Below are 13,124 nucleotides of genomic sequence, written 5' to 3'. Positions count from 1 at the left end.
GAACCATGGGTGAATTGATACCGTTGTTACTGCAAGGCGCCTGGATCACCATCCAGGTCACCTTCTTCGGCTCGCTGCTGGCCATTGTCGCCGCGATACTGGCCGCTCTCGGCAGGCGTTCGTCATGGCGGCCATTGAGCTGGCTGTGCGTGGCCTACATCGAGCTGTTCCGCGGCACCTCGCTGCTGGTGCAGTTGTTCTGGCTGTTCTTCGTATTGCCGCTGCCACCGTTCAACGTCGAACTCAGCGCCTACACCGTGGCCATCGTCGGCCTCGGGCTGCACATCGGTGCCTACGGTGCCGAAGTGATGCGCGGGGCGATCAGCTCGGTGGCCAAGGGGCAGTACGAAGCCTGCACCGCGCTGAACATGCCCGCCACCACCCGCTTCCGGCGGATCATCCTGCCGCAGGCATTGCTGGCGGCCATCGCACCTGGCACCAACCTGCTGATCGAACTGCTGAAGAACACCTCGCTGGTGTCGCTGATCACCCTGTCGGACCTTAGCTTCCGCGCCCGTCAGCTGGACCAGGCGACCTTCCAGACCCTGGAAATCTTCAGCCTCACCCTGCTGCTCTACTTTGTCCTGGCGCAGGTCATCAACTTCCTCATGCGTCGGGTCGAACGGCGCCTGAGCCGCGGTCGCCTGCGGGGGAGCCTGTCATGAATTTCTGGGACTGGAACTACGTCGCGCAAATCCTGCCCGACTTGCTGCAGGCGTCGCTGAAAACCCTGGGCATCACCTTGGTTGGCTTCCTGATCGCAGTGGTGCTGGGCCTGTTCCTGGCCATCGCCCGACGCAGCCGCCAGGCCTGGCTGTCGTGGCCGGTGGCATTGCTGATCGAGTTCATCCGCAGTACGCCGCTGCTGATCCAGGTGTATTTCCTTTACTACGTGCTGCCCAACTACGGGGTGAACATGACGGCCATGCAGGCCGGCATCATCGGTATCGGCGTGCACTACGCCTGTTACCTGGCCGAGGTTTACCGCGGCGGCCTCGACTCGGTGGCGCGCAGCCAGTGGGAAGCGGTGGTCGCCCTCAACTTCGCGCCGTGGACCGCCTACCGGGCAGTCATCCTGCCCCAGGCGATTCGCCCGATCCTGCCGCCGTTGGGCAACTACCTGATCGCCATGCTCAAGGACACCCCGGTGCTGTCGGCCATCACCGTGGTGGAAATCATGCAGCAGGCCAAGAACGTCGGCTCCGAAAGCTTCCGCTACCTCGAGCCGATCACCCTGGTCGGTCTGTTCTTCCTGGCCTTGAGCGTCGCTCTGGCCTACCTCGTTCGGCGCCTTGAAGTGCGCCTGGAGCTCCGCTGATGATCGCCCCTGTGACTCACTTCGCCACTGCCACCGTCACCCAGCCGCTGGACACCCACATGCCCACACCGGCCATTGCCCAACCGATCGTCAGCTTCAAGGACGTGACCAAACGCTACGGCAGTTTCACCGTGCTCGACGGCCTCAACCTCGATGTCGCCCCCGGCGAAAAGGTGGCGATCATCGGCCCCAGCGGTTCGGGCAAATCGACGTTGCTGCGGGTACTGATGACGCTTGAGGGCATCGACCAGGGCATGATCGAAGTCGATGGCGAATCGCTCACCCACATGCCCGGGCGCAACGGCGAGCAGCTCATCGCCAACGAGCGCCATGTACGCAAAGTGCGGGCGAAGATCGGCATGGTGTTCCAGAGTTTCAACCTGTTCCCGCACATGAGTGCCTTGCAGAACGTGATCGAAGCCCCGGTCCAGGTACTGGGCGTGAAGCCCTCCGAGGCGCGCGAACGGGCTGCGGAGCTGCTGGAGATGGTTGGCCTGGGCAACAAGTTCGAGCATTACCCGTCGCAGTTGTCCGGTGGCCAGCAACAGCGCGTGGCGATTGCCCGGGCGCTGGCGATGCGGCCCAAGGTGATGCTGTTCGACGAAGTGACCTCGGCGCTGGACCCGGAACTGTGTGGCGAGGTGCTGAACGTGATCCGCCGGTTGGGCAGCGAGCACAACCTGACCATGCTGATGGTGACGCATCAGATGGGCTTTGCGCGGGAGTTCGCGGATCGGGTGTGCTTCTTCTACAAGGGGCAGATCCACGAACAGGGGACGCCGGCGCAGATCTTCGAAAACCCGCAACAGGAGCGGACCCGGGCGTTCCTGAGTGCAGTGCGAGAGGCGAACTGACCGGCGATCGTCGCGTCAGTACTCGCGCCGCTTGCGAAACGCCCAGCGCCCCACCAGCACGGTGAAGGTCGCCACCAGGGCCACCAGCACCCAGAAACCATGGGGGTTTTCCGCCAGCGGCACACCCCCGACATTCATGCCGAAGAAGCCGGCGATGATGTTCATGGGCAGCGCCAGCACGGTCACCACGGTCAGGGTGAACAGGGTGCGGTTGGTCTGTTCGTTGAGCTTGGCGGCGATTTCTTCCTGCAACAGCTTGATCCGCTCACCGAGGGCGGTGAGGTCGCTGATCACCAGGGTGAACTCTTCTGTGGCCGCGCGCAGCTGGCGTATGTCCTGTTCCTGCAGCCAGTCGGGCGGCCGGTTGAGCAGGCGCAGCAGCGCCCCCGGCTCCAGCGCCAGCAGGCGCTGCAAGCGCACCAGCACCCGGCGCATGCTGCCCAGTTCGGCGCGGTTGTCGCTCAGGCGCTGAGACAGCAACTGGTCTTCGATGCGGTCGACACTGGTGGTGGTTTCACGCACGATCTGGGTCAGCACATCACCCTGGTCGCGCAACAGATGGACCAGCAACTCGATGGACGAATGAAAGCGCTCGCCATGCTTGACCGACGAGCGCAGCTTGTCGACCGAATGCAGCGGCTGCAACCGCGCGCTTACCAGCAACTGGCTGCTGGCGCAGGCCCACAGCGTGGAGATGTCCGAGGACACCAGGCCGAAGTTGAACACCACGTCGTTGACCACCGCCAGCAGTGCCGAGTCGGCGTGTTCGATACGGGTCGAGCGCGAACCTTCGCGCAAGGTTTCGAAGAAGGCTTCGGGCAACTGCAGGTGGGTGCGCAACCAGCGTTCGCAGGCAGCGTGGGCCAGGTTCAGGTGCACCCACAGAAACTCGCCAGGTTCCAGCGGCTGGCCGAGCGTGCGCAACAACTGCGCCGAATCGATTTCGCGCCCCGGCTGGCCAGGGCGGAAGGCGAAGGCGTAGAGCAGGCCGAACAGGTCGTGGTCCTGTGGCAGATGCAGCGCGGGATGGCCCATTCGAACTCGCAATGAGGCACGGGGAGATGGCAGAAAGGTTGCTGAATATTCGTTGCAGTCAGATGACAGCTGGATAGCTGAAAGCCCTTTGGGCTGCGCTGTCGCGTAGAGAGCCGAATTCGCAAGCGATCCGCATACCCTGTGGGAGCGGCTTTAGCCGCGAAGAATCCAACGCGGTGCATGGCACCGGCTGCGCCGGTGTTCGCGGCTAAAGCCGCTCCCACAGGGTCCCTGCTAATTCAATGAGTTATGTGCAGCCTTATGAGAGCGGGCACGCCCGCTCCCACAGGATGCGCAGTGCGAAACCTGAGAAAGCGCAGCCATCACTTCACAAATTCCTGAACTGATTATTTGCCCGCAGCGATTTTTCCCCTCGCCAACCGCCACCAGAATCGCTTCACCACAATCACAAGAACCGTGAGGCCACTCCCGTGGACCAGACACTCCAGGTACGGCAAGCCGCCGCCGACCTCGTTGCGGCGTTCGCCAGCAACGACACCGCTCGCTATTTCGCCTGCTTCAGCGAAGACGCCACCTTCCTTTTCCACACCCTGCCGCAACCGCTGCTGTCGCGCCATGCCTATGAGCAACTCTGGGCCCAGTGGCAGGCCGACGGGTTTGCCGTGCTCGCCTGCGAATCGGGCAATGCCCAGGTGAGCCTGCAAGGTGACGTGGCGATCTTCATGCACGATGTGGCCACGCACATCCGCATCGCCGGCGAAGAACACCAGTTGAGCGAGCGCGAGACCATCGTCTTCCGCCGCCACGGCGAACGGTGGCTGGCCTGCCACGAGCACCTGTCGGTCGTATCGCCGGCCTGATCCCCTTTACGCGGCCCTGCCGCCCTGCCATCGCACCCACAAGAAGGCCCGCGCACTGCGCCGGCCCACAACAACCGCGCTGGAGCATCACCATGAGCCACTCGACCGGTATCGAGACCAACGGCGTCGAACAGATCCCCGACGATCAACGCGACGCCTCCCCGCTGGACCTGTTCCGCCTGATCTTCGGCGGCGCCAATACCTTCGCCACGGCCGTGCTGGGCAGCTTCCCGGTGCTGTTCGGGCTGTCGTTCCAGGCCGGCGTGTGGGCGATCCTGCTCGGCGTCAGCGTGGGCGCGCTGATCCTCGCGCCCATGGGCCTGTTCGGCGCGCTCAACGGCACCAACAACGCGGTGTCGTCGGGTGCGCACTTTGGCGTGCACGGGCGCATCGTCGGTTCGTTCCTGTCGCTGCTCACCGCGGTGGCATTCTTTTCGCTGTCGGTGTGGAGCTCGGGCGACGCCCTGGTCGGCGGTGCCAAGCGCCTGGCCGGCCTGCCGGAAACCGACCTGACCCTGGGCCTGGCCTATGGCCTGTTCGCGGTGCTGGTGCTGGTGGTGTGTATCTTTGGCTTCCGCTTCATGCTGTGGGTCAACAAGATCGCCGTGTGGGCCTCGAGCCTGCTGTTCCTGCTGGGCATCGTTGCCTTTGCCGGGCCGTTCGACGCCGGTTATGCGGGTAGCGTAAACCTCGGCCAGGCGGGCTTCTGGGCGGCATTCGTCGGTGCGGCGATCCTGGCCATGAGCAACCCGGTGTCGTTCGGTGCGTTCCTCGGCGACTGGTCGCGCTACATCCCGCGTGAAACGCCCAAGGCGCGCATCATGCTGGCGGTGATCGCGGCCCAGGGCGCGACACTGATCCCGTTCCTGTTCGGCCTGTGCACCGCCACCCTGGTGGCCACCCAGGCGCCGGACTACATCGCTGCCAACAACTACGTCGGTGGCCTGCTGGCGGTGGCGCCAAGCTGGTTCTTCCTGCCGGTGTGCCTGATTGCGGTGATCGGCGGCATGTCGACCGGCACCACCGCGCTGTACGGTACTGGCCTGGACATGTCCAGCGTGTTCCCACGCCTGCTCAGCCGTGCCGGCGCCACCCTGCTGATTGGCGTGCTGGCGATCGGTTTCATCTTCATCGGCCGCTTCACCTTCAACCTGGTGCAGAGCGTCTCGACCTTCGCTGTGCTGATCATCACCTGCACCAGCCCGTGGATGGTGATCATGATCCTCGGCCTGATCACCCGCCGCGGGTTCTACCATGCCGACGACCTGCAGGTGTTCACCCGCGGCCAACGTGGCGGCCACTACTGGTTCCTGCATGGCTGGAACTGGCGCGGCATGGGGGCGTGGATCCCCAGCGCGGCGGTGGGCCTGTGCTTCGTCAACCTGCCAGGGCAGTTCGTCGGCCCACTGGGCGACCTGGCCGGCGGCATCGACCTGAGCCTGCCGGTCACCCTGGGGCTGGCCGGTGTGCTGTACCTGCTGCTGCTCAACCTGTTCCCCGAACCTGCCGGCGTGTATGGCCCCCAGGGCCCGCGTTGGGTGCGTTGCAAAAGCACCGCGCACTCGCCGGTAACCACCGCCGAAACGGCCTGACTGGAAACCGACCATGACCACTTCCCACTACATTGCCGGCCGCTGGGTCGAAGGCCAGGGCAGCGACTGCATCAGCGTCAATGACCCGGCCCTTGGGCAACCCTTTGCCGAACTGATGGCCGCCAGCGTCGCCCAGGTAGACCAGGCAGTGACCGCTGCCCGTGACGCCCTGCCCGCCTGGAAAAGCACCAGCGCCAGCGAACGCGCCGCCTACCTGCGCGGCTTTGCCGAACAGCTCGGGCAGCGCCGTGAAGCGTTGATCACCTTGCAGATGCGCAACAACGGCAAGCCACGTCACGAGGCGGAAATCGACCTGGACGACGCCATCGCCACCTTCGGCTACTACGCCGAACTGGCCGAGCAACTGCCATCGAAGAACCGCGATGTGCCGTTGGCTGCGCCGGGCTTCAGCGCTCGCACCCGCCTGGAACCGGTGGGCGTGGTCGGCCTGATCGTGCCGTGGAATTTCCCGCTGGTGACCAGCGCCTGGAAGCTCGCCCCGGCCCTGGCCGCTGGTTGCACCGTGGTGCTCAAGCCATCGGAAGTCACCCCGCTGATCGAACAGGCCTACGGCCAGATCGCCGATGCCCTGGGGCTGCCGGCCGGGGTGTTGAACATCGTCAACGGCAAGGCCGAGACCGGCGCTGCACTGAGCAACCACAATGGCCTGGACAAGCTGTCGTTCACCGGCAGCAATAGTGTCGGCAGCCAGGTAATGCGCAGCGCTTCGGCGCAGTGCCGGCCGGTGACGCTGGAGCTGGGCGGCAAGTCGGCGATCGTGGTGTTCGATGATTGCGACGTGGGCCAGGCGGTGGAATGGATCGTCGCCGGCATTACCTGGAACGCCGGGCAGATGTGCTCGGCCACTTCGCGGCTGCTGGTGCAGGACGGCATTGCCGATACATTGCTGCCGCGTTTGCAGGCCGCACTGGAGCAGCTACGGGTCGGTAATCCATTGACCGAAGAGGTCGACATGGGGCCGCTGACCAGCCAGGCGCAGTGGCTGAAAGTGGCCGGCTATTTTGCCACGGCGCGGGAAGAAGGCCTGCAGTGCCTGGCCGGTGGCAAGGCGCTGGACCGGGATGGCTGGTTCGTCAGCCCGACGCTGTATGCCGATGTGCCGAAAGACAGCCGCCTGTGGACGGAAGAAATCTTTGGCCCTGTGCTGTGCGCGCGTCGCTTTGCGACCGAGGAACAGGCGATTGCCGAGGCCAACGATAGCCGCTTCGGGCTGGTGGCTACGGTGTGCTCCGCCGATCTGGAACGCGCCGAGCGGGTGGCCGATGCGCTGGAGGTTGGCCATGTGTGGATCAACTCGGTGCAGGCGGTGTTTGTCGAGACCTCGTGGGGTGGCACCAAGGGCAGCGGGATCGGGCGTGAGCTGGGGCCTTGGGGGCTGTCGGCCTACCAGTCGGTCAAGCATGTGACGCGCTGTCTGGGTTGAGATTTCCGGGGCCGCTTTGCGGCCCTTTCGCGACACAAGGCCGCTCCTACAAGAACCGCGTATGACCGTGCATAACGTGCAAATGCCCCGGGCGCTCAACCAGTTGCTGTTGAACCGCGAGTAAGGCCTGGAATTGATGCCGGGCTCACCGGCCCCTTCGCGGGCAAGCCCGCGAAGAGGCCGGCACAGGCGACACAAAACTCTGCGCCCGCGTGACTTTGCCCGCCGACCGCAAAGTCCCACTTCCTGGTACCCCCCACAATCACAACACCAGGCCGGACCACCCATGCACCCTCAACGCACCGCCTTGCACAACGAACTGCACGCCCGCCCGTCGCTGTATTTCGACGGCCCGGCGCATGTCTTCCACCTGGCCTTGCTCGGCGGCGATGCTGCCTGTGCGGCACTGCTGCAACGATGCTGCCCGGATGCCCTGGACACCGCAGCCGCCCAAGGCATCACCCGCCTGGATGGCCATCCGTTCAAATGGGAACGGCACACCGAGTTCTTCACCCTGACCCTGGTGGTGCCCTGCACTGCCGCCGACACCGAGTGGCAAACGCTGCCGCCGGTGCTGGCCGAGGCTATCGCCCCGCAAGCGGCGCAGGTGATCAACGCGGTGCAGGTGCTGGTCCGTGACGAACAGGAACTGGACCTGCCCCACTACGGTTTCAAGGACCCGTGCGGCTCCTGCGTCGGCGGTGGCGATGCAGTGGTGTGGAGCGATTTTCGCCTGACCGAGGACGGCACCAACCGCTTCCTGTTCATCAACCGTCGCCTCAATGCCTACCGACAGGGCCGCATGATCCGCCGTCTGCTGGAGATCGAGACCTACCGCATGATGGCCTCGCTGACCCTGACCACGGCCAAGGACCTGAGCCAGGAACTGGATGCCTTCGACAACACCCTGGTCAGCCTCTCGGAGCGCAGTGCCGGGGTCGATGGCCATGATTCCAAAGGGTTGCTGGAAGCCATTGCCCACCTGTCACGCCAGGTGGTCAGCCGTACGGTGAAAACCCGCCACCGCTTCGGCGCCACGCAAGCCTATGCGCAACTGGTGTTCGAACGCCTGGGCGAGCTGCGGGAAAGCCATGTGGGCGACTGCCAGCGCCTGGGGGTTTTCATCGAACGCCGGTTCAAGCCAACCGTGCGCTACTGCGCGGCCACCGAGCAGCGCCTGGAGCAGCTGGCAAAGAACGTGGCCAACCTGGGCAACCTGTTGCAGGCGCGGGTACAGGTGGAAATGGAAGAGCAGAACGCCGGGATCCTGCGCAGCCTCAATGCCCGGGCTGATGCCCAGGTGAAGATTCAACGGGCGGTGGAGGGGCTGTCGATCATTGCCATCACCTACTACCTGCTGAACTTGTTCAAGCTGCTGTATGGCGGGCTGAATGTGCTGGGGTTGGGGCTGACGGCGCGGGATGGGCTTTTGGCCATGGCGCCGCCTGTGCTGTTGGTGTTGTTGGTGATTTTGCTGAGGATCAGGCAGGCCAAGCAGCATTGAGGGTTGGGGGCGCCTTGCGCCCCTATCGCGACACAAGGCCGCTCCTACAGGCACTGCACATTTCCTGTAGGAGCGGCCTTGTGTCGCGATGGGCTGCAACGCAGCCCCCGATGCTCACATCGGCTCGTCAGCCGGCCGTGCATTCTCTTGCACCAACACCATGCTCTGCGGCGACGACAGGGCAATACCTTCATCACGCAGGCGCCCAAGGATGGTGAACAACAGGTCACTGCGCGTACCGGACACCTGCCGCGGCCCCGCCACGTAACCACTCACACCTATCACCATGCCGCTGCTGGTCAGGTCCTTGAAGGTGACCGAGGTAGCCGGCGCATCCAGAATCGCCTCGTGCTCCTGGTAAGCCGCCAGCAGCAGTTCACGCACGCGGTTGGCATCGGTCTCCAGCGGCATGGTCAGGGTAATGCCGACCACGCCCAGGGCGTTGCCCATGGTCACGTTACGCACGTTCTGCGAGATGAACTGCGAGTTGGGCACGATAACCGTCGAGCGGTCGGACATCTGGATCTCGGTGGCGCGCACGTTGATACGGCGAATGTCGCCCTCGACACCCGCCAGGCTGACCCAGTCGCCCACCTTGACCGGGCGCTCGGTCAGCAGGATCAGGCCGGAAATGAAGTTCTGCACGATCTGCTGCAAGCCGAAACCGATACCCACCGACAGGGCACTGACCACCCAGGTCAGGCTGGTGAGGTTGATGCGCAGGGTCGACATCACCAGCATGGCCAGGAAGATAAAGCCCAGGTAACCCACCAGAGTCACCAGCGAGGCACGCATGCCGGCGTCCATGTCGGTTTCCGGCAGCAGGCGATCGCTCAGCCAGCGCTTGACCACGCGGATGGCGAACAGGCCGCCGAGGAACATCACCACTGCCAGCAAAATATCCTGGGGGACAATGTTCATGTTGCCCAGCAGCTTGCCGCCGGTCTCGTCCCAATCACCCAGGCTCAACAGCAGTTCGCTGGGGCTGGTGCCCGACGGCATCAGTGCCAGCAACAACGCCAGGAACAGCACCACGGTGCGGCCGATACCGGCCAGGATGGTGCTGGCCTGGGCCTGGTGACGTGGCGCCAGGCCCAGGGTCGAGGCCAGCGCCAGGCCGCCGGGCTGGCGGGGCGACAGCAGGGTTTCGCAGAGGTCGCCAAAGAACGTGGTCAGCAGGTAGGCACAGGTAATCACCAGGCTGACCCACAGCAGCTTGGCGGTGAGGAAGTAGGCGAGTGTCAGGTAACCGGCGAGCAAGGCCAGCAGGATCAACGTAAGCCAGATCACCATCACGAACGGGATCAGCCCGGCCAGGCCTGTGGGGCGCTCCAGGTCATGCTTGCGCAGGGTGCGGCGGTAACGCAGCAGCGCACCGGCGAAGGTGAACGCCACTACCAGCGCGGTCAGGCCGTTGACCGCCACGGTCAGCGCCAGGCTGGCACCGATCACGCTGTTGATGCGTTCCATGGTCATCATGACCATCAGCGCCAACGCCAGCACCTTGGGGAACCAGCCCAGGGCGCTGGCCACTTCATCGTGAATAGGCGGCAGGCGCCAGGACGGACGCTGCAGCATCAGCATGGCGCGGCCCAGGCCGGTGATGAAGGCACTGAACACCACCAGGGCAAGTACATGATTGGCCAGGCTGGCGATATCGGCGCCCAACTCGGCGCTGCTCTCCAGCCCCCAACGCAGCAGCGAGACCGAGCCGGCGATGGTGCCCAAGGTTGCCAGGCTGACACCCAGCGCCAGCGCACTGCGGCGCAGGCGGCCTTCGGGCAGCCAGCTGACCATGGCGCCGGCGAGAAGGCGCTCGAGCACGCGGCGCACCAAGGTCCAGACCAGGATTGCCGCTACCAGGCTGGTAATGAACAGCCAGCGATTTTCAGCGCTGAAGGCACTGCCGATGGCATCAGCCGTCTCACCACGCAGGTCACGCAGGCGTGCAACATCGTCCTGGGTGGGGCGAATGATGCTCTGCCAGAATGCCGGGGTCAGCGGTGAGGCCGCGCGGCTGGTGATCTGCGAGTTGAACTGGCTGCGGCGCAGGTTGACGATTTGCGTGGACAAGTCGCGCGCCGACTGGGTCAGCTTGGAGGCCTGGTCCCGCTGCGCCACCAAGGCCTTCTTCTCGGCCTCCAGCGCTTTACGCTGCTGGGTCAGGGTAGCCGCCTCGTCCGGCTGGACCGGGCCGATGACCTTGAGCTTGTCGTCGACTTTTTCAACATCAGTGGTGCGCAGGGCAGTCAACGCGTCGGCCTGACGCTGCACCTGCATTGCGCCCAGGCGCAACTGCGAAAGCAGATCGTCATTGGCGTCGCTGGTAACGCCCTGGCGTATCTGGTCCAGCCGCTCGCTCAACTGCTCGATGCTGGCGTTTTCATCCAGCACGTCCGCTTCGGCAACCGCCAGATTGGACAATGGCGTGGCCGGGGCCGACCAGGCCGGGCTGGCAATGGCAAGCATCAGGGCCATGAAAACCATCAGGCCTGGACAATAACGGGCAAGGCTGACACGCCTCATCGAATATTCCTCTTTACAATTCGATTTGGCGGGGGATTCTACGCGGCTTCACGCGATCAGGAGAGTGCCGTTTCTCGTTTGAGCAACTGCTGTTTGCGCTCGATGCCCCAGCGGTAACCACTGATGTCGCCGTCGCGGCGGACCACCCGATGACAGGGGATGGCCACGGCGATGTGGTTGGCCGCGCAGGCCATGGCCACCGCACGCACCGCCTTGGGCGCGCCGATGCGCTCGGCGATGTCGGTGTAGCTGACCCGGCTGCCGGCCGGCACCTCGCGCAGGGCTTGCCACACCCGCTCCTGGAACGCAGTGCCTTGCACATCCAGTGGCAGGGCCAGGCCCAGCGCGGGTGCTTCGACGAATCCCACCACCTCGGCGACCAACCGTTCGTAAGCACTGTCGCCGCCGACCAGGTGGGCCTTGGGGAACTGGTCCTGCAGATCGTGCAGCAGGGCCTCGGGATCGTCGCCCAGCAGGATCGCGCAAATGCCTTTCTCGCTCTGGGCCACCAGGATGGCACCCAAGGAGCATTGGCCAAGGGCGAAGTGGATGGTTGCCCCGGCGCCGCCGGCGCGGTATTGCCGCGGACGCATGCCCAGGCGCTGGTCGGCGCTTTCGTAGAAGCGGCTGTTGGAGTTGTAGCCGGCGTCATAGATGGCATCGGTGACAGAGCGCTGGCCATCTTCCAGGTGGGCGCGCAGGCGCCGGGCACGGAAAGCGGTGGCATAGGCCTTGGGGGTCAGGCCGGTTTCAGCCTTGAACAGGCGATGCAGGTGAAAAGGGCTGACGGCCAGTTGGGCGCTGAGTTGGTCGAGGCTGGGTGCCGGGTCGGTGGCTTCGATCAGGCGGCAGGCGCGGGTGACCAGCTGGCTATGGCGGGTGGCGCTGGTGGTGGCGGTGCAACGTTTGCAGGCGCGGTAGCCGGCGGTTTCGGCGGCAGCTGGGGTGTCGTAGAACTCGACATTGGTTCGCTTGGCAAGACGCGATTTGCAGCCGGGGTGGCAGTAGATGCCGGTGGTGCGCACGGCGTAGACGAAGTGGCCGGTGGCGGCGGTTTCGCGGGATTCTACGGCTTGCCAGCGTTGGTCGGGGGTGGTGTAGGGGTTCATTGGTAAATGTCCAGATAGGTTGTTGCCTGTGCCGGCCCTTTCGCGGGTAAACCCGCTCCCACAGGTACTGCATAGCCTTTCAAGGCTGTGGAATCCTTGTGGGAGCGGGCTTGCCCGCGAAAGGGCCGGCACAGGCAGTGCAAAACCTCAGGCCCGCCACAGGTACCAGGCCGCCACGGTGCGGTATGGCCGCCAGCCGCCACCCAGCGAACGCATTTGCGCCGGCGTCGGCGCCTTGTCCAGCCCCTTCAGCCGCCGATACCCCTCGCGCACGCCAAAATCGTCGACCGGCAGAACGTCTGAACGCGCCAGGCTGTAGATGAGCAACATCTCCACCGTCCACCGCCCTACCCCGCGCAATGCCACCAGCCGCTCGATCAACGCCTCGTCAGCCATGGCCAGCGCCTCTTCCCGGCTCGGCACCAGGCCATCCAGCCGGCCTTGGGCAATACCCTGGATCGTCGCCATCTTGCTCGCGGAAAAACCACAGGCGCGCATGTTTTCCGGTGTAACCGCCAACAACTGCTCCGGCCCTGGGAACGCAGCCTCCGGGAACAACGCCAGCAAACGCCCAAGAATTGCCTCGGCAGCACGGGCATGCAGTTGCTGGTAGGCAATCGCTCGCACCAGCACTTCGTAAGGTTCACGCCCCGGCGTGGCCTGGTGCAGGCAAGGCCCGGTCGCCGCGATATGCCGCGACCAGTCCGGGTCGAGCGCCGCCAGGTATTCGGTGGCCTCGCGGTACGCGTCAGGCGAAAGGTCGGCCAAGATCATGGCACCTCCATCAAGTCGATTGCAGGTCCAGCTTAGCGCAGCCGTTCATCGGGCAAACGCCGGTTCTTGCGCGACTAATTCCTGGCATGCCATTGCTCCGCGCCAGCATCCCCGCATAGAATTGAGAACCATTCACAATCGCATGTA

General features: G+C 64.7%; 11 protein-coding genes. 7 read left to right on the top strand and 4 right to left on the bottom strand.

Annotation, left to right across the window (positions count from 1 at the left end; all coding sequences use genetic code 11):
* The first annotated feature begins 5 nt into the window (after window positions 1-5).
* From ehuC to ehuA, 3 genes are read left to right on the top strand one after another with little or no spacing between them, the layout of a single operon-like run.
* A complete protein-coding gene (gene ehuC, locus M1D87_RS03850) occupies window positions 6-665 on the top strand; it encodes an ectoine/hydroxyectoine ABC transporter permease subunit EhuC (protein ID WP_013970844.1) in 660 nt (219 codons plus the stop codon).
* Window positions 662-1,318 carry an ectoine/hydroxyectoine ABC transporter permease subunit EhuD gene (ehuD, locus tag M1D87_RS03845; RefSeq protein ID WP_003256382.1) on the top strand — a complete coding sequence of 219 codons (657 nt, stop codon included), beginning with the start codon at window positions 662-664 and terminating at the stop codon, window positions 1,316-1,318. Before ehuC ends, ehuD begins: the two co-directional genes overlap by 4 nt.
* 59 nt (window positions 1,319-1,377) lie before the next feature.
* On the top strand, window positions 1,378-2,172 hold the full coding sequence (gene ehuA / locus M1D87_RS03840; protein WP_220467664.1) for an ectoine/hydroxyectoine ABC transporter ATP-binding protein EhuA: 795 nt from the start codon (window positions 1,378-1,380) through the stop codon (window positions 2,170-2,172).
* A 15-nt stretch (window positions 2,173-2,187) separates the two neighbouring features.
* Here ehuA and M1D87_RS03835 read toward each other — a convergent pair whose 3' ends face one another.
* Window positions 2,188-3,207: a transporter gene (locus M1D87_RS03835; RefSeq protein WP_061303378.1), complete on the bottom strand. Its 1,020-nt coding sequence runs from the start codon at window positions 3,205-3,207 to the stop codon at window positions 2,188-2,190.
* A 431-nt stretch (window positions 3,208-3,638) separates the two neighbouring features.
* Here M1D87_RS03835 and M1D87_RS03830 point away from each other — a divergent pair, with 431 nt between their 5' ends.
* The 4 genes from M1D87_RS03830 (at window position 3,639) to M1D87_RS03815 (ending at window position 8,568) form a co-directional block, all read left to right on the top strand.
* Window positions 3,639-4,028 carry a YybH family protein gene (locus tag M1D87_RS03830; protein ID WP_015268917.1) on the top strand — a complete coding sequence of 130 codons (390 nt, stop codon included), beginning with the start codon at window positions 3,639-3,641 and terminating at the stop codon, window positions 4,026-4,028.
* Between the two features lie 92 nt (window positions 4,029-4,120).
* Entirely contained in the window at window positions 4,121-5,620 is a 1,500-nt protein-coding gene (locus M1D87_RS03825) for a purine-cytosine permease family protein (protein ID WP_039614404.1), read from the top strand.
* A 13-nt stretch (window positions 5,621-5,633) separates the two neighbouring features.
* Entirely contained in the window at window positions 5,634-7,064 is a 1,431-nt protein-coding gene (locus M1D87_RS03820; protein WP_123085636.1) for an aldehyde dehydrogenase family protein, read from the top strand.
* A gap of 286 nt (window positions 7,065-7,350) precedes the next feature.
* On the top strand, window positions 7,351-8,568 hold the full coding sequence (locus M1D87_RS03815) for a DUF3422 domain-containing protein (RefSeq protein WP_421091784.1): 1,218 nt from the start codon (window positions 7,351-7,353) through the stop codon (window positions 8,566-8,568).
* Between the two features lie 114 nt (window positions 8,569-8,682).
* Here M1D87_RS03815 and M1D87_RS03810 read toward each other — a convergent pair whose 3' ends face one another.
* The 3 genes from M1D87_RS03810 to M1D87_RS03800 all read right to left on the bottom strand — a co-directional run bounded on the left by M1D87_RS03810 (window position 8,683) and on the right by M1D87_RS03800 (window position 12,977).
* Window positions 8,683-11,094, bottom strand: coding sequence for a DUF3772 domain-containing protein (locus M1D87_RS03810; RefSeq protein ID WP_123085634.1), 2,412 nt, complete (start codon window positions 11,092-11,094; stop codon window positions 8,683-8,685).
* 56 nt (window positions 11,095-11,150) lie between these two features.
* The gene (ada, locus tag M1D87_RS03805) at window positions 11,151-12,203 is read right to left on the bottom strand and encodes a bifunctional DNA-binding transcriptional regulator/O6-methylguanine-DNA methyltransferase Ada (RefSeq protein WP_061551978.1); all 1,053 of its coding nucleotides are present in this window, start codon (window positions 12,201-12,203) and stop codon (window positions 11,151-11,153) included.
* A 147-nt stretch (window positions 12,204-12,350) separates the two neighbouring features.
* On the bottom strand, window positions 12,351-12,977 hold the full coding sequence (locus tag M1D87_RS03800; RefSeq protein WP_123085633.1) for a DNA-3-methyladenine glycosylase family protein: 627 nt from the start codon (window positions 12,975-12,977) through the stop codon (window positions 12,351-12,353).
* Window positions 12,978-13,124 lie beyond the last annotated feature (147 nt).

The organism is Pseudomonas sp. SA233, from assembly GCF_054792385.1.
The sequence above is the reverse complement of the archived record's forward strand: the minus strand, read 5'-3'. Positions and strand labels throughout refer to the sequence as shown.